Source organism: Streptomyces sp. NPDC044719, assembly GCF_056433405.1.
Genome location: NZ_JBWKHE010000007.1, coordinates 271,372 through 297,384, shown reverse-complemented (window position 1 = coordinate 297,384; position 26,013 = coordinate 271,372). Strand labels below are relative to the sequence as shown.

27 protein-coding genes are annotated in these 26,013 nt (G+C 71.0%); 11 read left to right on the top strand and 16 right to left on the bottom strand.

Annotation, left to right across the window (positions count from 1 at the left end; translation table 11 throughout):
• The first annotated feature begins 18 nt into the window (after positions 1 to 18).
• Positions 19 to 690, top strand: coding sequence for a pyridoxine/pyridoxamine 5'-phosphate oxidase (locus AC07DF_RS28025; protein WP_478977075.1), 672 nt, complete (start codon positions 19 to 21; stop codon positions 688 to 690).
• A 6-nt stretch (positions 691 to 696) separates the two neighbouring features.
• Here the strand turns inward: AC07DF_RS28025 and AC07DF_RS28020 are convergent, their stop codons facing one another.
• The 7 genes from AC07DF_RS28020 to AC07DF_RS27990 all read right to left on the bottom strand — a co-directional run bounded on the left by AC07DF_RS28020 (position 697) and on the right by AC07DF_RS27990 (position 6,836).
• Positions 697 to 1,554 carry a GNAT family N-acetyltransferase gene (locus tag AC07DF_RS28020; RefSeq protein WP_478977072.1) on the bottom strand — a complete coding sequence of 286 codons (858 nt, stop codon included), beginning with the start codon at positions 1,552 to 1,554 and terminating at the stop codon, positions 697 to 699.
• Positions 1,555 to 1,594: 40 nt separating this feature from the next.
• Complete coding sequence (locus tag AC07DF_RS28015; protein ID WP_478977069.1) at positions 1,595 to 2,209, bottom strand: GNAT family N-acetyltransferase; 615 nt, start codon at positions 2,207 to 2,209, stop codon at positions 1,595 to 1,597.
• A 103-nt stretch (positions 2,210 to 2,312) separates the two neighbouring features.
• Positions 2,313 to 4,673 (bottom strand): ABC transporter permease, encoded by a 2,361-nt coding sequence (locus AC07DF_RS28010; protein ID WP_478977066.1) that lies wholly within the window; start codon positions 4,671 to 4,673, stop codon positions 2,313 to 2,315.
• Complete coding sequence (locus tag AC07DF_RS28005; protein WP_478977063.1) at positions 4,670 to 5,362, bottom strand: ABC transporter ATP-binding protein; 693 nt, start codon at positions 5,360 to 5,362, stop codon at positions 4,670 to 4,672. The genes AC07DF_RS28010 and AC07DF_RS28005 overlap by 4 nt, the downstream gene beginning before the upstream one ends.
• Positions 5,359 to 5,883: a PadR family transcriptional regulator gene (locus AC07DF_RS28000; RefSeq protein WP_478977059.1), complete on the bottom strand. Its 525-nt coding sequence runs from the start codon at positions 5,881 to 5,883 to the stop codon at positions 5,359 to 5,361. Before AC07DF_RS28000 ends, AC07DF_RS28005 begins: the two co-directional genes overlap by 4 nt.
• 108 nt (positions 5,884 to 5,991) lie before the next feature.
• On the bottom strand, positions 5,992 to 6,387 hold the full coding sequence (locus tag AC07DF_RS27995) for a Zn-ribbon domain-containing OB-fold protein (RefSeq protein ID WP_478977056.1): 396 nt from the start codon (positions 6,385 to 6,387) through the stop codon (positions 5,992 to 5,994).
• On the bottom strand, positions 6,387 to 6,836 hold the full coding sequence (locus AC07DF_RS27990; protein ID WP_478977053.1) for a DoxX family protein: 450 nt from the start codon (positions 6,834 to 6,836) through the stop codon (positions 6,387 to 6,389). The genes AC07DF_RS27995 and AC07DF_RS27990 overlap by 1 nt, the downstream gene beginning before the upstream one ends.
• Positions 6,837 to 7,158: 322 nt before the next feature.
• Between AC07DF_RS27990 and AC07DF_RS27985 the strand changes: the two genes are divergently transcribed.
• The 5 genes from AC07DF_RS27985 (at position 7,159) to AC07DF_RS27965 (ending at position 12,835) form a co-directional block, all read left to right on the top strand.
• Entirely contained in the window at positions 7,159 to 8,343 is a 1,185-nt protein-coding gene (locus tag AC07DF_RS27985; protein WP_478977050.1) for a flavin-containing monooxygenase, read from the top strand.
• 121 nt (positions 8,344 to 8,464) lie between these two features.
• Positions 8,465 to 8,926 carry a hypothetical protein gene (locus tag AC07DF_RS27980; protein ID WP_478977047.1) on the top strand — a complete coding sequence of 154 codons (462 nt, stop codon included), beginning with the start codon at positions 8,465 to 8,467 and terminating at the stop codon, positions 8,924 to 8,926.
• A gap of 209 nt (positions 8,927 to 9,135) precedes the next feature.
• Positions 9,136 to 11,361 (top strand): acetate--CoA ligase family protein, encoded by a 2,226-nt coding sequence (locus AC07DF_RS27975; protein ID WP_478977044.1) that lies wholly within the window; start codon positions 9,136 to 9,138, stop codon positions 11,359 to 11,361.
• Positions 11,361 to 12,146 carry an enoyl-CoA hydratase/isomerase family protein gene (locus tag AC07DF_RS27970; protein ID WP_478977041.1) on the top strand — a complete coding sequence of 262 codons (786 nt, stop codon included), beginning with the start codon at positions 11,361 to 11,363 and terminating at the stop codon, positions 12,144 to 12,146. The genes AC07DF_RS27975 and AC07DF_RS27970 overlap by 1 nt, the downstream gene beginning before the upstream one ends.
• 68 nt (positions 12,147 to 12,214) lie before the next feature.
• Positions 12,215 to 12,835 (top strand): flavin reductase family protein, encoded by a 621-nt coding sequence (locus tag AC07DF_RS27965; protein ID WP_478977038.1) that lies wholly within the window; start codon positions 12,215 to 12,217, stop codon positions 12,833 to 12,835.
• On the opposite strand, the gene AC07DF_RS27960 is transcribed toward AC07DF_RS27965, so the two are convergent.
• Together AC07DF_RS27960 and AC07DF_RS27955 are read right to left on the bottom strand one after the other, a co-directional pair.
• Positions 12,832 to 13,953, bottom strand: coding sequence for a methyltransferase (locus AC07DF_RS27960; RefSeq protein ID WP_478977035.1), 1,122 nt, complete (start codon positions 13,951 to 13,953; stop codon positions 12,832 to 12,834). The genes AC07DF_RS27965 and AC07DF_RS27960 overlap by 4 nt on opposite strands.
• Positions 13,954 to 14,084: 131 nt before the next feature.
• On the bottom strand, positions 14,085 to 14,897 hold the full coding sequence (locus tag AC07DF_RS27955) for an alpha/beta fold hydrolase (RefSeq protein ID WP_478977032.1): 813 nt from the start codon (positions 14,895 to 14,897) through the stop codon (positions 14,085 to 14,087).
• A 310-nt stretch (positions 14,898 to 15,207) separates the two neighbouring features.
• Between AC07DF_RS27955 and cutA the strand changes: the two genes are divergently transcribed.
• Entirely contained in the window at positions 15,208 to 15,534 is a 327-nt protein-coding gene (cutA, locus tag AC07DF_RS27950; RefSeq protein ID WP_478977029.1) for a divalent-cation tolerance protein CutA, read from the top strand.
• A 1-nt stretch (position 15,535) separates the two neighbouring features.
• Here cutA and AC07DF_RS27945 read toward each other — a convergent pair whose 3' ends face one another.
• A complete protein-coding gene (locus tag AC07DF_RS27945; RefSeq protein ID WP_478977026.1) occupies positions 15,536 to 16,792 on the bottom strand; it encodes a helix-turn-helix domain-containing protein in 1,257 nt (418 codons plus the stop codon).
• Between the two features lie 235 nt (positions 16,793 to 17,027).
• On the opposite strand from AC07DF_RS27945, the gene AC07DF_RS27940 reads away from it, so the two are divergent.
• Both AC07DF_RS27940 and AC07DF_RS27935 read left to right on the top strand, forming a co-directional pair.
• A complete protein-coding gene (locus AC07DF_RS27940) occupies positions 17,028 to 17,612 on the top strand; it encodes a hypothetical protein (protein ID WP_478977023.1) in 585 nt (194 codons plus the stop codon).
• Positions 17,609 to 17,965 (top strand): hypothetical protein, encoded by a 357-nt coding sequence (locus tag AC07DF_RS27935; protein WP_478977020.1) that lies wholly within the window; start codon positions 17,609 to 17,611, stop codon positions 17,963 to 17,965. Before AC07DF_RS27940 ends, AC07DF_RS27935 begins: the two co-directional genes overlap by 4 nt.
• Before the next feature lie 110 nt (positions 17,966 to 18,075).
• On the opposite strand, the gene AC07DF_RS27930 is transcribed toward AC07DF_RS27935, so the two are convergent.
• Positions 18,076 to 18,618, bottom strand: a complete 543-nt coding sequence (locus tag AC07DF_RS27930; RefSeq protein WP_478977017.1) for a hypothetical protein — start codon at positions 18,616 to 18,618, stop codon at positions 18,076 to 18,078.
• 236 nt (positions 18,619 to 18,854) lie between these two features.
• Between AC07DF_RS27930 and AC07DF_RS27925 the strand changes: the two genes are divergently transcribed.
• Entirely contained in the window at positions 18,855 to 19,397 is a 543-nt protein-coding gene (locus tag AC07DF_RS27925; protein ID WP_478977014.1) for a hypothetical protein, read from the top strand.
• A 206-nt stretch (positions 19,398 to 19,603) separates the two neighbouring features.
• Here AC07DF_RS27925 and AC07DF_RS27920 read toward each other — a convergent pair whose 3' ends face one another.
• The 3 genes from AC07DF_RS27920 to AC07DF_RS27910 all read right to left on the bottom strand — a co-directional run bounded on the left by AC07DF_RS27920 (position 19,604) and on the right by AC07DF_RS27910 (position 22,629).
• On the bottom strand, positions 19,604 to 20,749 hold the full coding sequence (locus AC07DF_RS27920; RefSeq protein ID WP_478977925.1) for an RNA polymerase sigma factor: 1,146 nt from the start codon (positions 20,747 to 20,749) through the stop codon (positions 19,604 to 19,606).
• A 49-nt stretch (positions 20,750 to 20,798) separates the two neighbouring features.
• Positions 20,799 to 21,206, bottom strand: coding sequence for a YciI family protein (locus tag AC07DF_RS27915; RefSeq protein WP_478977011.1), 408 nt, complete (start codon positions 21,204 to 21,206; stop codon positions 20,799 to 20,801).
• A 118-nt stretch (positions 21,207 to 21,324) separates the two neighbouring features.
• Positions 21,325 to 22,629, bottom strand: coding sequence for an MFS transporter (locus AC07DF_RS27910; protein WP_478977009.1), 1,305 nt, complete (start codon positions 22,627 to 22,629; stop codon positions 21,325 to 21,327).
• A 72-nt stretch (positions 22,630 to 22,701) separates the two neighbouring features.
• Here AC07DF_RS27910 and AC07DF_RS27905 point away from each other — a divergent pair, with 72 nt between their 5' ends.
• The gene (locus AC07DF_RS27905) at positions 22,702 to 23,766 is read left to right on the top strand and encodes a GlxA family transcriptional regulator (protein WP_478977006.1); all 1,065 of its coding nucleotides are present in this window, start codon (positions 22,702 to 22,704) and stop codon (positions 23,764 to 23,766) included.
• Here AC07DF_RS27905 and AC07DF_RS27900 read toward each other — a convergent pair.
• Together AC07DF_RS27900 and AC07DF_RS27895 are read right to left on the bottom strand one after the other, a co-directional pair.
• Complete coding sequence (locus AC07DF_RS27900; protein ID WP_478977003.1) at positions 23,756 to 24,805, bottom strand: Zn-dependent alcohol dehydrogenase; 1,050 nt, start codon at positions 24,803 to 24,805, stop codon at positions 23,756 to 23,758. The two genes, AC07DF_RS27905 and AC07DF_RS27900, sit on opposite strands and share 11 nt — an antisense overlap.
• A complete protein-coding gene (locus AC07DF_RS27895) occupies positions 24,805 to 25,953 on the bottom strand; it encodes an acyl-CoA dehydrogenase family protein (RefSeq protein ID WP_478977000.1) in 1,149 nt (382 codons plus the stop codon). Before AC07DF_RS27895 ends, AC07DF_RS27900 begins: the two co-directional genes overlap by 1 nt.
• Positions 25,954 to 26,013 lie beyond the last annotated feature (60 nt).

Below are 26,013 nucleotides of genomic sequence, written 5' to 3'. Positions count from 1 at the left end.
TCGGGTGACAATCGGCCCATGGCACCCGATCTTCACGAGCTGCTGAGGTCACTGCGCGTCTGGGACCCGCAGTCCACGCACCTGCCGCCCTTCGACCCGACGGCCGCCCCCGCGACCCCGCTGCCGCTCTTCACCGAGTGGTTCGCGGCGGCGGTGGCGGCCGGGCAGACCGAGCCGCACACCATGTCCCTGGCGACCTCGGACGAGTCCGGCCTGCCCGACGTACGGATCGTCATGCTGCACGGCGCGGACGAGACCGGCTGGTCCTTCGCGTCCCACGCCGGCAGCCGCAAGGGCCGGCACCTCGCCGCCCGCCCGTACGCCGCTCTCGCCTTCTACTGGCCGGCGCTGGGCCGCCAGGTCCGGGTCCGCGGCCCCGTGACGGCCGCCCCCTCCGCCGATGCCCAGGGCGACCTGCACGCCCGCTCGACGGGCGCCCTGGCAGCCGCGCTGACCGGTCGCCAGAGCGAGGTGCTGGACTCGGTGGAGGAACTGGCCCGGGCCTCGGACTCGGCATGGGAACGGGCGTCGCGCGAGCCGGAGGCACCGGTGCCGTCCTGGACGCTGTACCGGCTGCGGGCCGAGGAGGCCGAGTTCTTCCAGGGGGACGAGCGCCGGCGGCACGTACGGCTGCGCTACCGGCGCGGGGAGGAGAAGGAGGGGTGGGTGCGGGAGCTGCTGTGGCCCTGAGGGGCTTCAGCTGAAGTCGTACACCGCGAAGTCCGCCACCGCCCGGTACCCGATCCGTTGGTACAGCCCGTTGCTGGTCGGGTTCGCCAGGTCGGTGAAGAGCAGTACCTCCTGTGCGCCGGAGGCGAGGGCGGTGCGGCTGATCTCGGCCGTGGCCGCGCCCGCGTAGCCGCGGCCGCGGAGGTGGGGCGGGGTGTAGACGGAGGCGACGCGGATCTGGCCGGCGATCCGCGGGGTCACGCTGGCCATGGCGACGGGCGTGCCGTCCGGGGCCTCCCAGAAGGTGACGCCGCCCTGTTCGATGCGGGCATCCACCCACTCCCCGGCGTCGTGGAGGGTGCCCATGCCGATCGCGGCGCTGAACTCCGCGTACCAGCGGATGAGCAGGGCACGGTCCGCCTCGACGGCGATCCGGGGAACGCCTGGCGGTGCGGGGTCGGGCACGCTCAGGGTGCCGAGCCGGTAGAGCCGCTGGCTCTGACGGAGCGTGGCCGTGGCACCCGTGTGCCGCTGCCAGGCCTCGCTGAAGGCGGCTGCCGTGTCGCGGTCGGCGTTCACGCCGGGCAGTCGCCGCCCGAGAGCGGCCAGTCGCGCCGCGAGGGCGTCGGCCTCCTCGGGGGTGAGGGCGGTGAGGTTCAGCCAATGGGGCGGAGTGCGGAAGAACGAGGCCCGGACGGCCCCGCCCCGCTCCAGTACGCCGAACTCCGGCACTCCGTCGCCGTAGACGTGCGGCCCACGGGTGCGCAGCATCTCCGTCACGGTCAACGGGACGGTGTGCAAGGCCGGTTGGGAGCGGAGGAAGGATCCCGCGCGGGCGAGGAAGTCGTCGAGGTCCTGGGTGAGGTGCCAGTCGTCGGTGCGCATGCCCCATGGTGCCGCCCGCGTCCCCGTCGGCACCTCCGAATTACGGCCGGGTCTCCGCGCCCGCCTCCGGTTCCGGGTCCGTCGCCAGCCGCGCGTGCAGGTGGGCGTCCCGGAACGCGTCGTGCCGGTCCTCCTCGAAGATCGCCCCGCGCAGGGTTCCCTCGTACGCGAAACCGCATCGCGCGGCTATCCGGCACGACACGTCGTGGCCGACCGCGTGGTCCAGCTCCACCCGGTGCAGGCCGAGTTCGGCGAAGGCCCAGCGGGTGGCGAGCAGCAGGGCCCGGGTGGCGACGCCCCGGCCTCGGGCCTCGGGGAGCACCCAGTAGCCGACGCGGGCGACCTTCAGGTGGTACTTGATCTCGTTGACGCCGATGTGCCCCAGGGGCGTATCGCTGCGCGCGTCCGCGACCCGGAACGACACCGACGTGCCCTCCACGGCACTCTGCGCCCGCGCGAGCAGCGACTCCCGGGCGCTCGTCCGGTCCGTGACCAGCCGCAGCGGGGTGTTCCAGCGCCGGAACTCCGGATCCCGCATGCCGCACAGCCACGTCTCGACGTCGGCGCCGGACGTGGCGTCCCAGGGGCGAAGACGGAGGCCGTGGCCGTGGAGCTCGGGGAGAGCGGTCGGGGACTGGTCGCGTATGGGGGCCATGGGGACATTCAAGCCCGTGGGGCGGGAGGGGTCACCTCTCTTCGTGATGCCGAAGTGGGCTCCTCCTGTCGGGAGGCGCCCACTTCGTCAGATGGGCCAGGGGCTATTCCGTGCGCAGGCCTTCCGGGCGCATCATCCGCAGCAGTGGCGGCAGGCTGAGCAGCGTGACCACGCCGACCACGGCCGCGCCCACGCCGGTCATGGTCAGGACGCTCGCCCAGTCCATGGCCACCGGTGTGCGGGTCATCTTCAGCAGCACCGAGCCGAGGGTGACACCCACCGTCGTGGCCAGTACGAGGCCGAGTCCGACCGGGAGGGCCGTCTGCCACAGCACCGACAGGCTCAGTGTGCGGCGCCGGGTGCCGAAGGCGACCAGCGCGGAGAGCAGCTTCCTGCGCTCGCGCAGCTGTTCCAGCTGGGAGACCAGCAGACTCGCGCCGATCAGTGCCAGCACGAAGGCGGAGCCGACGAACAGGCCGGTGCGGATGGAGGTGTACTTGGCGTCCTCCTCGGTCGCCGCCCAGGTGTAGGTGCTTGCCAGGGGGTCGATCCGGGCGGCGACGTTGCGTATGTACTCCCGTGAGTCCGGCACCGACGGGTCCAGACGCAGGTAGACCCCCTCCGAGACCAACGCGGGCGCGGCCTCGGCGGGCAGGGCCGCGGGGGTGACCAGCAGACTGTTGGTCTCCACCAGTGGGTCCTTGCGCGCGTTCACCACCCGCACGTTCGCCGGAACGGTCCAGGGCGCCTCGACGCGGCGTTCGGTCGCGTCGCCGAACGACGGGTCGAGGTAGAGCTGCCGGCCGGGCTTCACCACGGCGATCTCGTCGGCGTTGCTGGGGTTTTCGTAGTGGCTCCTCGTCCGCGTGACGAACACGTCGCCGTCCTTGCAGGAGGGAAGCGTGGCGAGTTCGCGCAGGGCGGTGCAGTTGCCCACGGTCATGCCGCTGGTCTGCTCCGGGTCGCGACGCGTATCCCCGTACTCCAGGTTGGCCAGGGACACCGCGGCCCGTACCCCCTTGGTGCCGGTGAATTCGCGCTCTACACCGGACAGCGGCTTGCGGTCGCTGAACTCGACCTGTATCCCGACCCGGCCGGGGTCCTGGCCGGTGGCCTTGGTGTACTGGCTCTCCGTTCCCGTGAACAGCATCTGCAGGGCGATGGCTCCGGCCACGGCGACGGCGATGCCGTTGACCATGCGTGCGGCGGTTCCGCTGCTCATCTGCAGCCGTCGAACCGCGAGTTGCCAGGACAGCGCGCCCTTGCCGAGGCGGACGACGACCGCCTCCACGACCCAGGGGAGCAGCGCGGTGATGCCGATCAGCAGCAGCAGCACGCCGCCGATGACGTAGTACTGGTTGAAGTCGCCGTTCTCGCGGCCCTTGCCGATCATCGGGTAGAGCATCGCGAGGCCGGCCAGCGGCGGCAGCAGCCGCCACCACAGCCGGCGGCGGCGCTGCTTGGCCGCGCGCACGACGCCGAGCGGTTCCACCACCACGCCGCGCATCGCGAGCAGCGTGACGAGTACGGCGGCGACCGGGATCGACACCGCGACCAGAACGGCGAGCGCTGGGGAGGGATCGAGGTAACTGGGCCAGACGCTCACGCCCAGCAACTCGGTGGAGCCCAGCGTCTGACGGCCGAGGAGGAAGAAGCCGGTGCCGACGACCAGGCCGAACAGGGCTCCGGCGAGTGCTTCGCCCGCCGCGATCCGCCGGGTCATGTGGCTGTCCGAGCCGACCAGGCGCAGCGCGGCCAGCCGGCGGTCGCGGCGCTCGCCGCCGAAGCGGACGGCGGCGGCGATGAACACGGCGACCGGGGTCAGCAGCACCACGAACACGACCAGGATCATGAGCAGCAGCACCGGGTCGGTCTTCTCGGGTGTCGTGTCCGCGTCCGGTCTGCCGTATCCGGTCAGCCGGTGCACGGAGGAGAAGTCCGTGAGTTCTAGCCCCGAGGCGCCCGCGTAGTAGGCCAGTTCGTGGGAGCCGATGAGTCCGCTCTCGCCGATCGTGCCGGTGATCTTGTAGGGCAGCCGCTCGCGCAGCAGCTTGGCGCCGTCCGAGGCGAGCAGGTCCTTGAGCGCGGGGGAGACGACCATCTCGCCGTCGCGCGGGAAGCTGTCGACTCCTGGGGGCAGCGGCGCCCGCTTGCCCTCGGGCTCGATGAGCCGCCCGCGGATGTCGTCGTCGTGCCAGGTGGTGTCGGTGCCGGCGATCAGGAAGGTGTTGTCGGCCTTCGGCGGGGCCTTGTCGGAGTACAGGAACGTGTAGTCGTAGCGGGCGTCCTCCACCGTGCCGCGGGCGGCGAACACGTTGGGCAAGGCGGTGCACAGCAGAAGCAGTGCCACGCCGAGGCCGACGCCGACGGCGGTGAGCGTCATCCGGACCCAGCCCTCGCGTCCGCCGGTGACGGCGAAGCGTGCCCCCATGGCCAGGTCTGTGGCCCACTGTCGAGGACTCATACGGCGCGCTCCATGGCACGGGACTTGCCGTCGCGTACGACGATCTCGCGGTCGGAGTAGGCGGCCACGCGTGTCTCATGGGTGACGAGGACGACGGCGGCGTTGGTCGAGCGGGCCGCTTCGGTCAGCAGTTCCATCACGCGTTCACCGTTGAAGGAGTCGAGCGCGCCGGTGGGTTCGTCGGCGAACAGCAGGCGCGGTCCGGTGACCAGCGCGCGGGCGACTGCGACGCGCTGGCCCTGGCCGCCGGAGACCTCGCCGGGACGCTTGGCCCCGAGGTCGTCGACCTCCAGGCGCCGCATCCAGCCGAGCGCGGTCCGCTCGGCGTCCTTGCGGGACGACCCGCTCAGCCGCAGCGGCAGGGCGACGTTCTCCACACAGGTCAGCTCGGGCACCAGCTGGCCGAACTGGAACACGAACCCGAAATCGGAGCGGCGCAGCGCGCTGCGCTGGGCATCGCTCATCTTCGTCAGTTCACGCCCGTTGTAGGTGATCGACCCGGAGTCGGGCGGCACGATTCCCGCGAGGCAGTGCAGCAGTGTGGACTTGCCGGACCCGGAGGGGCCCATCACGGCGACGACCTCGCCGGGGTGGATGGAGAACTCGGCTCCGTCGAGCGCGGTGGTAGGGCCGTACGCCTTGCGCAGGTCCTGGGCGGCGAGCAGGGAATCGGCGGGAGAAGTCGTCATCGGGTCAGTGCCTCACGGAGTTTGTCGAGTCGGGCGGCGGTCAGTTCCAGCCAGCGCAGGTCGGCTTCCAGGTGGAACAGGGCGTGGTCGCAGATGAGCTGGTCGGCGAGGTCGCCCTTGCGCTTGCGGTCGGTGAGGATCCGCATGCTGCGCAGGTGCTCGGAGCGCTGGTTGTCGAGGATGTCGGCGGCGTCACGGTGGGTGAGCAGCGCGAGGACGACCTTGGTGTAGAGGGTCGACTGGAGGTAGGGCTCCGGCTTCTCCGGCGTCGCGAGCCAGCGTTCGACGTCGGTGACGCCGGCCTCGGTGATCGCGTACCGCTTGCGCTCGGGCCCGTCGCCCGCCTCGAAGCCGTCGACCTCGACGAGCCCGTTCTTCAGCAGGCGGGACATCGTCGAGTAGACCTGGCCGTAGTGGAGCGGCCGGTCGTGACCGAACTTCTCGTCGAAGGCCCGCTTCAGGTCGTAACCGTGCCGCGGGCCGGACTCCAGGAGCCCCAAAAGGGTGTGACCGATGGACATGCCGAGCACTCTACACACCGTGTATACGCGGCATGTATACACGGCATGCATACACTCAGTGCGCGGATCGTGGCGGGGTGTACGAGAGCGCAGGTGAGGGAGAGGTTCTCAGCGGATACCGGGCTCGATCCGGAACACCGGGATTCCTTCCCGAAAGGTCACTTCCAGGCCGGCCCCGGCGGACAGCTCCCCCTCCCCCACCACCTCCGTCATCATCCGCGGCCCCTCGGCCAGATCGACCACGGCGGCGACGTACGGCGTGCGTTCCGCGAAGGGCGGCAGGTCGTTGCGGTGGACGACGGACCAGGTGTAGAGGGTGGCCCGGCCGCTCGCGGTCTCCCAGACGACGTCCTCGCTCCAGCAGCGGGGACAGAACTCGCGCGGGTAGTGGTGCGCCCGTCCGCAGGCCAGGCAGCGACGGATCAGCAGCCGCCCCCCGGCGGCCGCGTCCCAGTACGTCCGTGTGAAGCCGTCGGACTCGGGCAGGTCGAAGCGCCCGGCCATCAGAACAGCCCCAGCGCACTGTCCAGCGACCAGGCCTGCCAGGACATCCCGAACAGCCCGACCACGGACATCAGCGCCATCATCGAGTTCTGCCCCTGCTCGGCGACGTCATGGATCATGAGCGTGAGGTAGAGGGCGTTGAGGAGGAACCCGCCGACCAGGGCGACCGGGGTGAGGAAGCCTGCGATCAGGCCCAGGCCCAGGGCGAGTTCCGCGTAGACGACGACGTACGCCATCACCCGCGGGTGGGGTGCGACGACCGTGGCGAAGCCCGAACGGACGGCGTTCCAGCGGTGCTCGGCGGCTATCCCGGCCGCCCACTTGATGCCGGTGCCCCGTTCGAACCAGGCCTTGCGGTCCTTGTGCCGCCAGCTCTCCAGCCACCACAGCCCGAGCCCGATCCGCAGTACGGCCAGCCACTCCGCTCCGCCGAGCCAGATCGTGTCCATGCGATCTGACGGTACGTCAGTTCTGCCGATCCGCAAGCCCTCCCGGCGAGTCCACGGAAGGGCGTCAACGTGAAGCACAGCGCAGCCAGGCGGGCAGGAGCGTCACGCTGGGGATCGGGACGACGGCCGACGCCGCCACTGTCGGCGGTCTCGCCCTCAACGCACATGCCCCACGCCCCGTCAGGAACGATCACGAGCCCGCCACAACCAGGCCCGCTACGGCACGAGCCCCACCCCCTCCTCCTACAGCCGTGATCAATCCGCAACCAATTCCGGTCTTGACCGAGACCCATCAAGCGGGCTCGTGATTACGCTCCCGCTCATGGCCGACTCCACGCCCTCCCCACATTCCTCCGGGCACCCCACACCGGAGCGCCCCGTCTACGTCATCGGCGGCGGCCCCGGCGGACTCGCCGCCGCGTACGCGCTGCGCGCCCGGGGCATACGGGCCGTCGTCCTGGAGAAGTCCGACCGCGTCGGGGCGTCCTGGCGCCGCCACTACGACCGGCTGCACCTGCACACCACCCGCCGCCTGTCGGCCCTGCCCGGGCTGCCGATGCCGCGCCGGTTCGGGCGGTGGGTGTCCCGGGACAACGTGGTGCGGTACCTGGAGAAGTACGCCGAGCACCACCGCCTGGAGATCGTCACCGGCGTCGAGGTGTCCCGGATCGAGCGCGCGCCCGACGGCACGGGCTGGCTGCTGCACGCCACCGGCGGCCGGGAGCTGACCGGCTCCGCGGTGGTCGTCGCGACCGGCTACAACCACACCCCGCGCCTGCCGGACTGGCCCGGTCGCGACACCTTCACCGGCGCGTTCCTGCACGCCTCGGAGTACCGCAACGGCGAGCCCTACGGCGGCCGTGACGTGCTCGTCGTCGGCATCGGGAACACCGGCGCCGAGATCGCCGTGGACCTGGTGGAGAGCGGCGCCTGCCGGGTACGGCTGGCCGTGCGCACCGTCCCGCACATCGTGCGCCGTTCGACGGCCGGCTGGGCCGCCCAGTACAGCGGTGTCCTGGTACGCCGGCTGCCGGTCGGGCTCGTCGACCGGATCAGCCGGGCGCAGGCCAAGGTGGCGATCCCCGACCTGTCGGCGCAGGGGCTGCCGCGCCCCGACACCGGGCTGTACACCCGGGTGAAGCAGGGCGCGATCCCGGTGCAGGACGTGGGCCTGATCGACGCCGTGCGCAAGGGCAAGGTCGAGATCGTGGCCGCCGTGGAGACCTTCGAGGGCGACGGCAAGATCGTGCTGGCCGACGGCACGCGGCTCTCCCCGGACGCGGTGATAGCCGCCACGGGGTACGTCCGCGCCCTGGAGGGCCTGGTCGGCCACCTCGATGTGCTCGACGCCCACGGCAAGCCGGTCGTCCACGGCGCCCGCAGCCCGAAGACGGCCCCCGGCCTGTACTTCACCGGCTTCACCAACCCGATCAGCGGCAACCTGCGCGAGCTGGCGCTCGACGCGGTGAGCATCGCGAAGGCCATCGCGCGCGACAGTTCGGTGTAGGTGGCATTCAATCTCGGCCATTCGGGGCTGATTCTGCGCTTTCAAGGCCTTTTCCGCCGCTTGTACCGTAAAGGTCGACAGGGAGCTTCACTACTCGAAAAAATCCGGGAGTGCCAGCCGCGTGCAGAAATCCACCATAGCCTCGGGCGCGTCGGTCGCCCTGCTCGTCTCCATCGCCGGTCCCGCGCAATTCACCCCGAGCGCCTTCGCCGATACGTCGCCCGGCGTCACCGCGGCTTCGAAGACCATCGGCTGCGGCTTGCGAGGAGCCAAGGGAAACGCCACCATCTACGACTGGGGCCCCGGCAGCCCCACCGGCGGCGAGAAGAAGGTCACGCTGAAGGCGAAAGACACAAGGACCGACGGACGGCGCGTAGGAATTCGCTTCTACACCAAGCACAGCGGCGCGGACTGGAAAGCCTGGAAGTGGCGTTTCAACAAATCCGGAAAGGGCGCCACCAAGACGTGGCACACCAGCGTGCTGGACTACCAGGGAATTCACGGGATAAAGGTGCGCGTCGCCACCTTCAACGGCAAGAAACTCGTGAAATCGTGCACGGACACGGTCAACCCTTCGGGCTGAGCGGCCGGGTCGCGCAGCGGGCTTGAGCCCTCGCCCGCCTCACCCGGCCCGCCTGGGGACCGGCACCCCGAGGAACCACCCGTCCCCGCCTCCAGACACCCCCCGCTCGACGGCTTTGCTTGCTGCACGGCCATTCCTGACGTCGCATCAGTTCAGTAATCTGACAGGGCGTCAGTTAGCGGCTGTCTCACAGGGAGCGGGCGGAAACGATGCTTGGATCGACCCACGGCACCCTCACCACCGACTCCCGCCGGGCCCGGGCCATCGCCTGTGGCGAGCGGCCGGGGCCTGCCGTGCACGGCAGGCCGGCCCAGGAGGGCGACTTCGACGTCAGCGGGCGCCCCCTGCACGCCGACGTACCCGATCTCGACCACTTCTTCCGGCCCCGGTCCGTCGCCGTGATCGGCGCCTCGGACGCCGAGGGACGCCCGAACACCGGGATCACACGGCAACTGGCCGACTGGGCCGACCGGGTCGGCGCCCGGCTGTACCCGGTGCACCCGAGCAGGCCGTCCGTCTTCGGCCTCCCCTGCTCACCCTCCGTCGCCGACCTGCCCGAGCGGGTCGACCTGGCGGTCGTACTCGTCGGCGGCCCCCTCCCCGTACTCGAGGAACTGGCCGAGGCCAAGGCGCGGTTCGCGGTCGTCTTCGCCTCCGGGTTCGCCGAGACCGGCCCTGAGGGCGAGACCGCCCAGCGGCTGCTCGCCGCCGCCGTCGAGGGGTCCGGGCTGCGGCTGCTGGGCCCCAACACCAACCTGAACGCCTTCGAGCACTTCCGCGACGACCTCGACGGCCCCGCGATCGCCCTGATCACCCAGTCCGGCCACCAGGGCCGCCCCGTCTTCGCCCTCCAGGAACTCGGCATCCGCCTCTCCCACTGGGCGCCCACCGGCAACGAGGCCGACCTGGAGACCGCGGACTTCCTCTCCTACTTCGCCGAGCAGCCCGGGATCGGCGCCATCGCCTGCTATCTGGAAGGGCTGAAGGACGGCCGCTCCTTCCTCCTCGCCGCCGACCGGGCCGCCCGGCGCGGAGTCCCGGTCGTCGCCGTCAAGGTGGGCCGCACCGAGACCGGCGCCCGCACGGCCGCCTCCCACACCGGCAAACTGACCGGAGCGGACGCGGTGGTGGACGCGGCACTGCGCCAGTACGGCGTGATCCGCGTCGACGGCCTCGACGAACTCCAGGACACCGCGGCCCTGCTGGCCCGGGCCAGGCCCCCGCGGGCGGACGGCGTCGTCGTTTACTCGATCTCGGGCGGCACAGGCGCGCACGTCGCCGATCTGGCGACCGGGGCGGGCCTGCGACTGCCGGTCCTGTCCGAGGCGAGGCAGGCCGAGCTGCACCAGTGGATACCCGGGTACCTGAGCGTCGCCAACCCCGTCGACAACGGCGGGCATCCGGTCGGGGACTCGCGCGGCCGGAAGATCATCGACGCGATCCTCGCCGACCCCGAGGTCGGCGTGCTGATCTGCCCGATCACCGGCCCCTTCCCGCCCCTGAGCGACCGGCTGGTACGGGACCTGGTCGACGCGGCCGAGCAGACGGACAAGCTGGTGTGCGTCGTATGGGGATCGCCGGTCGGCACCGAACCGGCCTACCGCGAGGTCCTGCTCGGCTCCTCCCGCGTGGCCACCTTCCGCACGGTCGGCAACTGCCTCACCGCCGTCCGCGCCTACCTCGCCCACCACCGCTTCGCGACCGCCTACCGCTCCCCCTTCGACGAGGCCCCGCGCACCCCCTCGCCGTCCTACCGCAAGGCCCAGGCGCTGATGCGCCCCGGTGAGCAGCTCAGCGAACACGCCGCGAAGCAACTGCTGCGGGCGTACGGCATCCGCGTACCGCGCGAGCAACTGGTGACCAGTGCGGCGGCGGCAGTCCGTGCCGCCGGCCTGGTGGGCTACCCGGTGGTGATGAAGGCCTCGGGCGCCCGGATCGCCCACAAGACGGAACTGGGCCTGGTGAAGATCGGTCTGACCTCGGCGAGCCAGGTCCGCGACGCCTACCGGGAGCTGACCGACATCGCCCGCTACGAGGATGTCTCCCTGGACGGCGTACTGGTCTGCCAGATGGTCGAGCAGGGCGTCGAGATGGTCGTCGGTGTCACGCACGACGACCTGTTCGGCCCGACGGTGACCGTAGGGCTCGGCGGGGTGCTGGTCGAGGTCCTGCGCGACACCGCCGTAGCCGTACCGCCCTTCGGTGAGGAGCAGGCGCGGGACATGCTCGCCGGCCTGCGCGGCCGGGCCCTGCTCGACGGAGTCCGGGGCCGCCCGCCGGCCGACCTGGACGCCCTGGTCGAGGTCGTCCTGCGCGTACAGCGCCTGGCGCTCGAACTCGGGCACCAGCTGGCCGAGTTGGACATCAACCCGCTGATGGTGCTGCCGCAGGGACAGGGCGCGGTGGCGCTGGACGCGCTGGCGGTGTGCCGCTGATGCCGGCCGTGCTGCACGCGACGGCCGGCCAGGTCCTCTCCATCACCCTGAACCGGCCCGAGACGCTCAACGCCCTCACCCCGGACCAGCGGGACGAGATCGTCGGTCTCCTGGCGGAAGCGTCCGCGACCGCCGGCACACGAGCGGTCGTGATCACGGGAACGGGGCAGGGTTTCTGCTCCGGCGCGGACCTCCGAGGCACCGCGCCTGCGCTCGAACGCGGCGTCGGCGATGTCGCCCGCACCCTCCGCACCGGCGCCCAGCGCCTGATCGCCGCCGTCCTCGACTGCGAGAAGCCGGTGATCGCGGCGGTCAACGGCACGGCGGCAGGCCTCGGAGCCCATTTGGCACTCGCCTGCGATCTCGTCCTGGCCGCCGAGTCGGCCAGGTTCATCGAGGTGTTCATGCGGCGAGGGCTGGTCCCCGACGGCGGCGGCGCGTATCTGCTCCCCCGCCTCGTCGGCCCACAGCGCGCGAAGGAGCTGATGTTCTTCGGCGACGCGCTCACGGCGACGGAGGCGGAGGAGTTGGGCCTGGTCAACCGGGTCGTTCCGGACGAGGAGCTGGAGAAGACGACCCGGGCGTGGGCCGAACGCCTCGCCGCCGGCCCGACCCGTGCCCTCGCCCTGACCAAGCAGCTCGTGAACGCCTCCCTGGACACCGACCGGGCGACCGCCTTCGCCGCCGAGGCCGCGGCGCAGGAGATCAACATGACGACGGCGGACGCGCAGGAGGGGGTACGAAGCTTCGTGGAGCGGCGGAACGCGGTGTACAGGGGTCGCTGAAGGTCTGCGCCAGGAAGGCTTCGCAACGCTTCCAATCTGACGACTCGTCAGCTTCAATCGTAAGCGTGATGGGACAAGCAGGAATGGCGGAAGCCGCCGTCCGCTACCTCAGGTCGACCCGCGCCACGGCCCCGCGGCCCGTGGAAGCGCTGCCGCGCCCCGAGCTGCGGTGCGTGGGCGAGGACGAGCGCGCTCCCCTGGACCGGCAAGAATTCCGCCGCGTCCTGGGCGGCTTCGCGACGGGCGTGACGATCGTGACGGCACCCCCGGCCGCCCCCGGCACCGCCCCCGCGGGCTTCGCCTGCCAGTCCTTCACCTCACTCTCCCTCGACCCGCCCCTCGTCGCCTTCATGGTCGGCCGCACGTCCACGACGTGGCCCCGGATCGCCCGCGCCGGCGTGTTCTGCGTGAACGTCCTGGGCGCCGGCCAGGGCGAGTTGTGCCGCTCCTTCGCGGTGAGCGGTGCGGACAAGTTCACGGGCGTGGCATACGACGCGACACCGGTGTCCGGCTCACCGCGCCTCTCCGGCGCGGTCGCCTGGATCGACTGCGCGATCCACGCCGTCCACACCGGCGGCGACCACCTGATCGTCGTCGGCCGGGTGAAGGCCCTCGGCACGGGCGCGGACGATCCGGACGGACCGCTGCTGTTCCACCGAGGGCGCTTCGCACGGCTGACGGAGGGCTAACCGGCAGTCAGCCGCCACAGCGAGGTGACCTCGGCGGCCCGTACGGCGTGCAGCGGATCGTCGGTGTCCCGCACGCGGGCATGGCGCGGTCGGGCATCCAACCGGCCGACCACCCGCAGTCCGGCCCCCTCCACGGCGGTCATCAACTGCTCCCGGCTGCGCAGCCCGAGGCGCTCGGCCAGGTCGGACAGGACGAGCCAGCCCTCACCGCCGGGTTCCAGCCGCCCGGCGAGCCCGCTCAGGAAACCGTGGAGCATGCCGCCGCCCGCGTCGTAGACACCGAGGTCGAGGTCGGAGGCGGGCCGGCCGGGAATCCAGGGCGGGTTGCACACGACCAGGTCGGCGCGCCCCGGGGGATACAGCTCGGGCCCGGCCACCACCCGCACCACCCCCGAGAGCCCCAGCCGCCCCACGTTGTCCCGCGCGCACGCCCGCGCCCGCGCGCTGACGTCGGTCGCCACGACCCGCCCGGCACCCCGACGGGCCAGCACGGCGGCGAGCACACCGGTCCCGGTGCCCAGGTCGAACGCGACACGTACGTCACCGCCACGCGGCAGCGGAGCCTGCGCGACGAGATCGACATACTCGCTCCTGGTCGGCGCGAACACCCCGTAATGCGGGTGCACCGGTGCCCCCAGAGCCGGGACGTGGACGCCCCTCTCCCGCCACTGCCGGGCGCTGATCACCCCCAAGAGTTCCGTGAGGGCGACGGCGACAGGCCCTTCGGACGGCCCGTACGCCTCGTCACACGCCCGGCGCACATCAGGCGCCCTGCGCAGCGCCAGGACGTGATCCGGCTCCAGCAGGACGAGCACCTTGCCGAGCACACGGGCGCGGTGGGCGCGGAATCGGCGCTGAAGGTGAAACACCTCGGCCGGGGTGCCGACTCCGCCGGGCGCGGTACGCCCGACACGACGGTCCATGGCACGCAGCAACTGCCGCGCCTGGTGAAAATCCCCGCGCCACAGCAACGCGGTTCCCTCGCAGGCCAGCCGGTAGGCGACGGCGGCCCGCATACGGTCGTCCGCGACGACGACCCGGCTGGGCAGCGGCAGCCCGGACTCAGAATGCCAGCGGGCGGAACGGGGTTGAGTCTCGATCCAGTGGATCGTGGACACGGCATACTCCTCGGAAGTTCGGGCGTGAACGAGCGTGCTGGGTCACGACGTCCACGTCACCGAGGACCATGCCGAGTGTCATCAACGGGCCTTTCGAAGCGATGAGTTGCCGGTTCCAGGGTGCCAGACGCTCAGCCGGACAGCCCCCGGACGAACGAGGCGACCAGCCCCGCCACCGCCTCCGGAGCCTCGAGGATCATGGGGTGGGTGGCGTCGATCCGTTGGACGCTGATCGTCGGCCGGGCCCCGGAGAGCAAGGCCAACTCGTCGGACACCTCCCGTGCGAACCGGGTGCTGAACTCGTCGAACCACTCCATGCCGGGCGCGGGCGGCAGCCGCCGGCCGGCCTGCACGACCAGCAGCGGCCGCTCCACCTGTCCAAGCCACGCCGCGACACCGCACGCGCCGATCCGGTGCAGTTCGTCGACGATCTCCAGCGCAGCCGCGCGCTCCGGCAACGTCTGCCAGGTGCCGTCGGACAGGGGACGCGCCGCCGCACGGGCAGCGGCCTCCGCACGGCCAGCGGGAACCCCGAACCGGGCGGAGTTGGCGACCTGCTGCTCGACATACTCGGCCGACGCCACGCCCCCGACCGACGCCAGCAGCCCTTCACTCACCTGTTCGGCACCGGGGTAGTCGCGCCTCCACCAGAAGCCGTCGAGATTCACGGCGGCCCGGGCATGGTCCGGGTACACCCGGGCGTACTCGACGGCGACCATTCCACCGAGGGAGTGGCCCACCGCAACGGCCTCCGATACACCGCACGCATCGAGCGTCTCCGCGATGTCCCGCACCACGGCGGGGATGCTCCAGGGGGAGATATCGGGAGAGCGGCCGTGCCCGGGAAGATCGACGGCGAGGACACGATGCCCGGCGGCGAGCAGGGCGGCCGAGGAGGCGTCCCAGTCGGCCAGCGACCGTCCGAAGCCGTGCAGAAGAACCAATTGCGGGCCATCGCCCCCATAGTCACGAGCGTGTAGGAGAGTCATATGGGGTTCACCGTAGGACGGCCCACGGCCTCAGGAACACCGAATTACGGACGGCCGGACCCACCCACCGACAACCGCTGAGCCCACCCGGCGTCCATGCGAGACCGAGCGCGCCCGCCGACGCCGCTCAGCGAACCAACGCACCTGAGCCCGCAAAGGACTCGGCCACCCGCCTCCCCGGACCGCCAGTTACAGACTCCCGGAGACCCTGACGCGGCCCTGAGATGCCCTTCCTGAACCCCTGGCCGCCGCCTACGCTCCCGGCATGGCTGACTTTCTCCAGGTATCGACCGCGACCCCGACTCATGACCAGGCCATTGAACTCGCCCGTTCGATCGTCGCCGAGCGGCTCGCGGCAGGCGCGCAGATCGTCGGCCCCGTCACGTCGGCGTTCTGGCACGACGGCGAGTTCGGCACCGGGGAGGAGTGGCAACTTCTGCTGAAGACCACCCGATCCCGCTACCCGGAGTTGGAGTCCCACCTGCTGAAGCACCACCCGTGGCAGAACCCGGAGATCGCGGCCGTGCCGATCGAGACCGGCTCACAGGGGTGCCTGGACTGGATCGCCGCGAACACCACACCGCCCGCGTAGCTCAACTGCGCGCGTGCTCCAAGACCTCGGCAACCGCGGGGAGCTCCTTGTGCTCGTTGAGCCGCTGCAGGACAGGCGCAAGCCGCTGTCGTGGCCGTACGGACGCCACCCCGGAGGCGAGATCGAGGGCGCGGCCTGTGACCGTGGCCGCCTGTTCAACCTCCCCGGCGGTCAGATAGGAGTCTGCGAGCCACGACAGGTACAGGGCCTTGTCCCGCGCATGAGAGTCGTCGTACCGGGCCAGCGCCACTTCCAGGACAGACACGGCCCGGAGGGGGCGACGGAGTTCCGTCCAGCAACGGCCGGTCATGATGTCCAACTCCGTCTGATCAACCCAGGCGGCCCAGTCCGGCTGCGGCTCCCCGGCCTGCCGCTCCCCGTCCAGGGCAGTTCGCGCGGCCTCCAGTGCCTGCTCGACGCGGTGAGGCAGGCCAGCGACGGCACAGGCCCACGCCATCCGCTCGTACAGGAGCGCACGCACACAGGTGGGCGTGCTGGGGGTGATGGTGGAGCAGCTGCTTGAGGCGATCTCGACCGCCGTGTTCCTCTCGGCGGTCTGATAGGCCAGGAACGCGTACGCGTTGCCCAGAAGATCGCTCTCCACCGCTTCACGGGCCGCGCGTCTGCTCTCCTGATAGAGGCTCTCGGCTTGCTTCTGCTGGCCTCCGTCGAATGCGGCCCAACCCGCTTGCTGGGCCTGCTCGGCGAGCAGGGCGACTGTGCGGCGACGGGACTCCGGGGTAAAGGTGGAGGTGCGCAGCAGGGCCTTGGTGGCCTGGTACTCGCTGACATAGACGCGGTATGTGTCGCCGCCTCCGAGGATGTCGTCGAGTCGTCTGAGGCGTGCCGTGCGATGCCGCATGCGCTCGACATCCCCGTCGGAGACGTGCCGGGGGGCCGGCGGTTTCGTCAATGCAGGGAGGGCGGCTGCCAAGCCGGTGGTAGTGGCGGCTTGGAGGACGGTTCTGCGGCGCACGCTGGTCTGTCCCCTTCGTGGGTCGTACGTCTGCATGGGAGGTTCGGCGGTCTCCCACGGGCGTGGAGCCAGACCCACCATGTGGCCGGGGACGCGTAACGCGTCCGCGATCTGCCGGACCTTGTCGAACGTGGTGACCCTTCCCTGCCCCTTGGCCATCGTGCCGACCCGGTCCGGCTTGATGTCGCACTCAGCGGCGATGCGTGAATAGCTGATCCCGGCGCGGCTCTTCGCAAGCCGGAACACCGTCCCGAAGTCGTGCTCCTCGAGCGCTCGGCGCATTTCCTGATCTGCGAGAAGTTCCGGGGGCAGCGCGGTCGGTGACTGGTGAATCATGCGTGCACTTCCTGCTCGCCACAGTCTGCGGGGTGTCTTTCTGAGGGCTGTACCCATCATGGGTATACCGCGCTGCGGGAGGTGCGTTCTTCGCGAGAAACCCATTCTGGACGCGAAGAGCCCCGGCGGCCACGGTGCCGCCGCTCTGCCGGGGCACGAACGACTGTGAGGAGTCGCCACCATGCGTGAAGCTACCCAACACGCCACAAGGCCAGAGGATGTGGAGGAACCGTCCACGCCTGGGATCGCGACCGGCGCTGAGCGTGCGCTTCTGCTTGAGCACTGGCTCCTGACCACACTCCCCGCACCAAACCGCGACCGCGCCCGCCTGGAATGGCAGCAGCACGACGTGGCCATGCTCCCGCTCGGCGTCCTGTTCTCCGCCGTACGGCTCCCCGGCCGCCTCGTGGTCGCCCTGGCGGACAGCACCGAGGCGTCGGAGCTCGACGAGTTCATGCGCCAGGCCCTCGACGGCGGCCCGGTCATCTGCGATCCGCGGCACCTCCGCTACTACGCCCTGGTCCCCGCGAGCATGCCGAGAACGTGGCGTCAGGCCGTCGACGACTGGAGGCCTCTGGACGTGGACTGCCTGGGCCTCGGCAGCTACCTCGGAGTCCCCAGGGCGGACGCCGTGGAATGCGCCCACGCTCGCGCCACGTACTGGTCAGTGCCGATGGACCCGGCCGCGACCCTGTGCAGGCCCTTGAAGGTCGCCCGGCTGATCGCCGCCGCCAGGCACTGCCTGACCACGGAGCCGGAAGCGTGAGCGACACGGCGGCTCCGTACGACGCGGCGCGGATCCGGCGACGGTGCGAGGAGGCACTGTGGGGCCCCGGCGGGCAGCCGGGCGAGCAACAGGCCCGCCTCCAGGAGATGGAGGGGTACGTACGGCTGCTGGCGCCCGAGCTGTCGAAGCTCATGCCGCGGATGCGGGACGGCATGAGGGCCACCGCCCGGATCGTCCTGCGGCATGCGAATGAACTCCTCGACAGCGGTACGGCATCAGGTGATCCGGCAAGGCGGCTACACGATGCCGGAGTCAACGCCCGTGCGCTGCTGAGCCTGCTCGAACGCCCCGGCGAGCTCATCCCCGACCAAGCTCGGGAAGCAGGCACATAGCGACGCAGCCTGCGGCTCCGGCACCATCCACAACGAGGTCCGGTGGAACTTCGGCGATGCCGGGCACACCATTCGAAACCTCTGATGGGTCATTGGAACGAAAGCCGACGCTACGGATCGGCCGAAGTTCCCGCGGACCTGCTGCGCCGCAGAGGCTTACCTCCCCATAGATCGTCGCGAAAGGCATTGCGTACAGCAAATTCCGCGTCCTCGAATTCTTCGAGCAATCGATCCATCGTGGCATCACCTGAGGGCAGGTACAGCTGCCTGCGGTGGGTGACCTGCGAGTGCAGCGCATAGGCGCAGTTCACCAGGCCGATCATGGCGTCCATCACGGGATCTGCCGCGATGCGCATACTGAGCGTTGCCGCGACGTTGGCGAGATCCGCGTAAAGAGCGCGCACCTCGTTCGCGAGATCCGCAGAAATCTGCGACGCCTCCGCAGCATGGCCTACGGAAGCGCGAAAGCGAAACATGGTGCGAACGAAGTTGGCGTAGTCCTCGCTGCGAAGATGCCACTCGGCTTGTTTGCGCTGAGCTTCTGCGGCCTTCGCTACCTGCCGGAGCGCTGCCCAACCGGCTATGCACCCGACTACGAGCGCAGAGAGCGCGCCAACCGCTGCGGCGTACAGCGCTGCCTGTGTCTCTGTCACGGTCCTGATGGTGACAGGAGGGGGCACGGCGGTGCATCCGCGTAAGAAAGTCGGGGGCTGGAGAATATCGACCGTCCAGACACAGCGGCCGATTGGCACGTCGGCTCGGCCCAACCCGTTGTCCATCTCGTACGGCCGCTTCCCGGAGCCGCGTCACCCTACAGAAGGGGGCGCGATCCCGCAGCATTACCCAGACCGCGGGACGATGCGTTGGGTCCGGTGGAAGGGTGAGCGCCATGGCGACCGACTCCACCCCCGTGGACCATTCCCTCATCGAGCTGGCAGAAGCCGCGATGGCCAGGCCCGCTTTCCAACAGGGCTTCCTCCAGTTCGCAGAGGCCCTTGACCGCCTTCTGCCGCCCCGTCAGGCCATGATGGACTCCATGGTCAGCGTCCTGCTCATGGTGGGGCAGGCGTTTGCTCCGGGTGACCGCGAGCCGGTCAACCGGCTTCTCGACGAGGCCTACCAAGCAACCGTCTCAGCCCGGCAGAGGCCGGACGAGGAGCAGGTGGCCGCGCTGGCGGACAGCGTGCGCGAGTTCACCAGCTCCCAGGCCGGGTTCATCCCACGCAAAATGCAGAAGCCGGCGTTCGTCTACTTCTGCGGCCTGGTGGTACTCCTCGCGCTCATGCAGGTGTCGTTCCAGTCCAATACCGCCGATGCCGTCCTCGGCAAGACCTCTGAGGCCCTCCCCCTCGCGGCCGCGGCGATGGTCGCCGCAACTGCGGCCTGGGACCGTTACGGACGCCGCCCGGAGGACGGGGACGACGAGGACTGAGCGCAAGCTCATCCAGGCGCGTACCCAGCTGGCCGCAGCAGGTCCCGGACGACACCTCACCGCTGCGTCCCTGCCCGGGGCGCTGGAGTGGGAAGGTCTCTCAAAGCGGCGGTAAGCCTCAATGGCACGCTGCACCGATTCGCCCGAGGGGATGGCGATTTCTCGCAGTCGGCGGAGGCGACCACTCTGGCCGTCCACGCGACCCCTCAGCGCCCCCGGCCCGCGTTGAGCCGTGCCGCCTGCCGTGTCAGATGGTCTCGCTCGGCGAGGTTCGGGGCTTTGTGGGCCGCCTCCGCGTAGAGGCGGGCCGCCGTCGCCAGGTCGCCGTCGCGCTCGTGGAGGTAGGCCGCCACCGCGGTGTGGCGGGGCAGTGAGGCATCGACCGCCGCGAGCGCCGCGAGCCCGGCGCGCGGGCCGTCCGCCTCCCCTACCGCCACCGCGCGGTTGAGCCGTACGACCGGGCTGTCGGTGAGGCGTGCGAGCTCGTCGTACCACTCGACGATCTGCACCCAGTCGGTCTCCTCGGCGGTGGGCGCGTCGGCGTGGAGGGCCGCGATGGCGGCCTGGGCCTGGAACTCGCCCAGCCGGTCGCGGGCGAGGGCCGCCTGGAGGATCCCGACGCCCTCGGCGATCGACGCGGTGTCCCAACGGGCCCGGTCCTGCTCGGCGAGCGGCACCAGGCTGCCGTCGGACGCGGTCCGGGCGGCACGCCGGGCGTGGTGGAGCAGCATGAGGGCGAGCAGACCGGCCACCTCGGGGTGGTCGATCGCGGCCGCGAGCTGCCGGGTGAGCCGGATGGCCTCCGCGGCGAGGTCGACGTCACCGGAGTAGCCCTCGTTGAAGACCAGGTAGAGCACGCGCAGGACGGTGGCCACGTCCCCGGGCTGGTCGAACCGCACACCGGAGACCGTGCGCTTGGCCCGGCTGATGCGCTGCGCCATGGTCGCCTCGGGTACGAGGTAGGCCTCGGCGATCTGCCGGGTGGTGAGGCCGCCGACGGCGCGCAGCGTGAGCGCGACCGCTGATGCCGGGGTCAGCGACGGGTGGGCGCACAGGAAGTAGAGCTGGAGCGTGTCGTCCGCCGCGGGCGCACGTCCTGGCGCCGGTTCCTCCTCGACGCGGTCCTCACGCCGGCGGCGGGCGGTGTCGGCGCGGGTCGCGTCGAGGAACTTGCGCCAGGCCACCGTGACCAGCCAGCCCTTGGCATCCCGCGGCGGGTCGGCCGGCCAGACGCGGAGCGCCTCGACCAGCGCGTCCTGCACGGCGTCCTCGGCCGCCGCGAAGTCAGCTCCGCGGCGGACGAGGACGGTCAGCACGCTCGGCGTGAGGCTCCTGAGCAGGGCCTCGTCCATCGGTGAAGTCATTCCGGTGAGGTCATTCCGGTGAAGGCATTCGGTGACGTCATTCCGTGATGGTGGGCTGCACGCCGTAGAACGGGCGCACCTCCAGCCACTCGTGGATGGGCTTGCCGCCCGCCCCTGGAGCGGCGGACAGCTCCCCGGCCAGCTCGACGGCCCGCTCGTAGCTGTCGACGTCGATGATCATCCAGCCGGCGATGAGGTCCTTGGTCTCGGCGAACGGTCCGTCGGTGACCGGCGGGCGTCCCTCACCGTCGTAGCGGACCCACGCTCCCTCGGGGGAGAGCGCCTGGCTGTCGACGTACTCGCCGGTCTTCTCCAGCCGGGCCGCGAAGTCGTTCATGTACTGCACATGCGCCGAGATCTCCTCGGGGCTCCACTGGTCCATCGGCGTGGCGTTGACCGAAGCCGGGGCGCCGCGGTAGTGCTTCAGCAGCAGGTACTTCGCCATGATGTTCTCCTCGGTGCTCGTGCGACCCATTGTGGTCGCGTTCACACCGGGGACGGAGCCGGACGCGGGTTCTCGACATCCCTGTCCGACTTTTTTCGGGCCCCCTGGGAACGAGGCCTCACACCGTCGCCGCCAGGCCCCCCGCCCGCCGCCGGATCACCAGCGCCATCAGCGCCGCCACCGCGCACAGCGCCCCCGACGCGTACCAGACCACGTCGTACGAGCCGAACGTGTCGCGGGCGACCCCGCCGAGGAAGGCGACCAGGGCGGCGCCCACCTGGTGGGAGGCGAGGACCCAGCCGAAGACGATCGCGCTGTCCTCGCCGTACTGCTCGCGGCACAGGGCGAGGGTGGGCGGGACGGTGGCGACCCAGTCGAGGCCGTAGAAGACGATGAAGAAGATCATCGGCGGGTGAACCGAGGGCGCCAGCAGCAGCGGCAGGAACAGCAGCGACACCCCGCGCAGCGCGTAGTACACCGCGAGCAGCCGGCGCGCGTCGAAGCGGTCGGTGAACCAGCCGGAGGCGATCGTGCCGACGACGTCGAAGATCCCGATGACCGCGAGCAGCGAGGCCGCGTCCGTGATGGGCATGCCGTGGTCGTGGGAGGCGGGCACGAAGTGGGTCTGCACCAGGCCGTTGGTGGAGGCCCCGCAGATCGCGAAGGTACCGGCGAGCAGCCAGAACGGGCCGGTGCGGGCGGCGGAGAACAGGACGGACACGGCACGGCGCGCGGCGCCCACCACCGGGGCCGGCTTCGGTACGAACTCCGCCGCCCCGTACGGCTTCTGGCCGACGTCGGCCGGGTGGTCGTGCAGCAGGAGCCATACGAACGGTACGACCACGAGTGCCGCGAGTGCGACCGTCACGGCCGCCGGACGCCAGTCGTAGCGGTCGATGATCCTGGCCAGCAGCGGCAGGAAGATCAGCTGGCCCGAGGCCGACGCGGCGGTGAGGATGCCGCTGACCAGGCCGCGCCGCTCGGTGAACCAGCGGTTGGTGACGGTCGCCGCGAACGCCAGCGCCATGGAGCCGGAGCCGAGGCCGACCAGCAGACCCCAGCACAGCATCAGCTGCCAGGCCGCCGTCATCCACACCGTCAGGCCGGAACCGAGCGCGATGACGGTCAGGGCGACCGCGACCACCCGGCGGATGCCGAAGCGGTCCATCAGGGCCGCCGCGAACGGGGCCGTCAGGCCGTACAGCGCGAGATTGACGGAGACCGCGGCACCGATCGTGCCGCGTGACCAGCCGAACTCGGTGTGCAGGGGGTCGATGAGCAGGCCCGGTACGGAACGGAAGGCCGCGGCGCCGATGATCGTCACGAAGGTGACAGCGGCCACGAACCAGGCGCGGTGCACACGCCTGCGCTTCGGTTTCGACGGCTGCTCCACGACTGTGGGGGCTTCGCTTGTCTGTGTCACGTCATAGAGCTTCCGATCCGGGCCCGGGACGCAGCGAGTGGCCCGAGGGACAGCATTCGCTAGGATCGGGCCATGGCAGCGAGCGCAGCACACCCGGGCTTCCGCCCCCACCGCGTCGTCGTCCTCGCCCTCGACGGACTGCTCCCCTTCGAACTGGGCATCCCGCACCGCATCTTCGGCCGCCCCAAGGACCGAAAGGGCCGGCACCTGTACGAGGTCGTGACCTGCTCGATCCGCCCGCCCGGCCCGGTGATGACGGACGCCGACTTCACCATCCACGTCGCCCATGGCCCCGAGGCCCTGGCCACCGCCGACACGGTGATCGTCCCGGCGTCGTACGAACTCGGCCCGGTCTACGAGGAGGGCGTGCTGACCGGTGAACTCGCCGCCGCCCTCGCCCACCTCCGGCCCGGCACCCGGCTGGCCTCCATCTGCACCGGTGTCTACGTCCTCGCCGCCGCGGGCCTGCTCGACGGCCGCCCCGCCACCACCCACTGGGCCGACTCCGAACGCCTCCAGCGGCTCTTCCCGCAGGTCGAGGTCGACCCGGACGTGCTGTTCATCGACGACGGCGACGTGCTGACCTCGGCGGGCGTCGCGGCCGGCCTCGACCTGTGCCTGCACATGGTGCGCCGCGACCACGGCGCCGCCGTCGCCAACGACGTGGCCCGCCGTACGGTCGTACCGCCCCACCGCGACGGCGGGCAGGCGCAGTACATCGAGCGGCCGGTGCCCGATCCGCAGCAGGCGTCCACCACCGCCGCCCGCGCCTGGGCCCTGGGCCGCCTGCACGAGCCGATCCAGCTGCGCGACATGGCCGCCCAGGAGTCCATGTCGGTCCGCACCTTCACCCGCCGCTTCCGCGAGGAGACCGGCGTCAGCCCGGGCCAGTGGCTCACCCAGCAGCGCGTGGAACGGGCCCGGCATCTGCTGGAGTCCACCGACCGCTCCGTCGACCAGGTGGCCCACGACGCCGGGTTCGGCACGGCCCAGTCGATGCGCCAGCACCTCCAGACGGCACTCGGCGTCACACCCACCGCCTACCGGCGCACCTTCCGGGCCGGGGAAGGGAAGACGCCTGAAGTCCCCCGGGGAACGAGTGAGGTGCCCCAGGGCACGACGACCCTCAGAACGTGAGCACCCCGCGCGCCACCCGCCCCGCCTCCGCGTCCGCCGCCGCCTTCTCGAACTCCTCGACGGGATAGGTCCGGGTGACGAGTTCGTCGAGCAGCAGCCGGCCCTCGCGATACAGGTCGGCGTACAGGGCGATGTCGCGCTGCGGGCGTGAGGAGCCGTAGCGGCAGCCCAGGACGGACTTGTCGAGGTACATCGACGAGACGCGGAAGGACGCCTCGGCGGTGGCCGGGGGCACGCCGAGGAGGATCGCCTGGCCGTGCCGGTCCAGGGCGTCGATCGCCTGACGGATCAGCTCCACACGGCCGACGCACTCGAAGGCGTGGTCCACGCCGGTGGGCAGGACACTGCGCACCCCCTCGGTCGAGGTGAGGAAGTCCGTCGCACCGAAGCGCCGCGCCACCTCCTCCTTGGCCGGATTGGTGTCGACGGCGACGATCCGCAGGGCGCCCGCGAGCCGCGCCCCCTGCAACACGTTGAGCCCGATGCCGCCCGTCCCGATGACCAGCACACTGTCGCCCCGGTCCACCCGCGCCCGGTTCAGTACGGCGCCCACCCCCGTCAGCACCCCGCACCCGATGAGAGCCGCCGACGCCATGGGAATGTCCTCGGGGATGCGGACGGCCTGCACGGCCTTCACCACCGTGCGCTCCGCGAAGGCCGAGTTCGACGCGAACTGGTACACCGGCAGACCGTCGTGGCTGAACGGCCGACCCGGGCGCCCGATCGCCCCCCGGCACATCGTGGGGCGCCCCCGGTCGCACTCCGCGCACGTCCCGCAGTTGGCCAGTGTGGACAGCGCGACATGGTCACCGGGCGCCACATGGGTGACGCCCACACCCACCGCTTCCACGACCCCGGCCCCCTCATGGCCCAGCACCACAGGAACCGGGAAGGGTATGGTCCCGTCCACCACCGACAGATCGCTGTGGCACAGCCCGGCCGCCCGGATGGCGACCCGCACCTCACCCGGCCCCGGCTCCCGCACCTCCAGATCCGTCACGACCCGGACCTGCTTCCCGTCGAAGATCACGCCTCGCATCACACGGCTCCCTTGGGCTCCCTGGGCAGGCCGAGCACGCGCTCGGCGATGATCGTGCGCTGGATCTGGTCCGAGCCGCCGTAGACGGTGTCGGCCCGGGAGAACAGGAACAGGTGCTGTGCCGCGTCCAGTTCGTACGGCGCCGAGGCCGACCAGTCGGCGGGACCCACGCCCGCCACCGCGCCCCGCACCAGCACCGCCAGCTCCCCCAGCCGCTGATGCCAGCCGGCCCACAGCAGCTTCGCCACGCTCGGCGCGCCCGCGTCGCCCGAACCGCCCAGCGTGCACAGGGCGTTCCAGCGCATGGTGCGCAGTTCGGCCCACTGCCGTTCGAGCCGTTCCCGTACGACGGGATCCCGCACCGCCCCCGACTCCTGGGCCGCCCGCACGACGTCCTTGAGCTCCTGGGCGAATCCGATCTGCTGGGCCAGCGTGGACACCCCCCGCTCGAATCCGAGCAGGCTCATGGCGACGCGCCAGCCGTCGCCCTCGCCCCCGACGGCCTGCTCCGCGTGTGCGCCGTCGAAGAAGACCTCGTTGAAGTCGCTGGTGCCGGTCAGCTGTCGGATGGGACGGACCTCGACACGGCCCGGCTGGTCCATGGGGACGAGAAGGAAGGTCAGCCCGTGGTGCCTGCGGGACCCGGCCTCGGTACGGGCGAGCACGAAGCACCAGTCGGCCTCGTGCGCGAGCGACGTCCAGATCTTCTGCCCCGTGACGCGATACCCAGGGCCACCCTCCTCGCGTACGGCCGCGGTACGGACCCCGGCCAGGTCCGAACCGGCACCGGGTTCGCTGTAGCCCTGGCACCAGAGTTCGTCACCGGCTGCGATCGGGGGCAGGAAGCGGGCCTTCTGCTCCTCGGTGCCGTGGGCTATGAGCGTGGGCGCGAGCAGGTTCTCCCCGATGTGCCCGGAACGCGGAGGCGCCCCCGACCGCGCGTACTCCTCGGCCCAGACGACCTGCCGAGTGAGACCGACCCTCCGATTCCCGTACCCGCCCACCCCCCACCCGAGCCCGATCCACCCGGCCGCTCCCAGGGTGCGTTCCCAAGCACGTCGGTCGTTCGTGCCCGTGGCGTGCGCCGCGAGCCATTCACGAACCTCGGCACGAAAGCCCTCGTCATCACGCGTGAACCCAAAATCCATGAGGTTCGTCCCTCCCTCAGGGGCGCGGGGAACTGCGCGACCAGCCACAACCCACCCGCA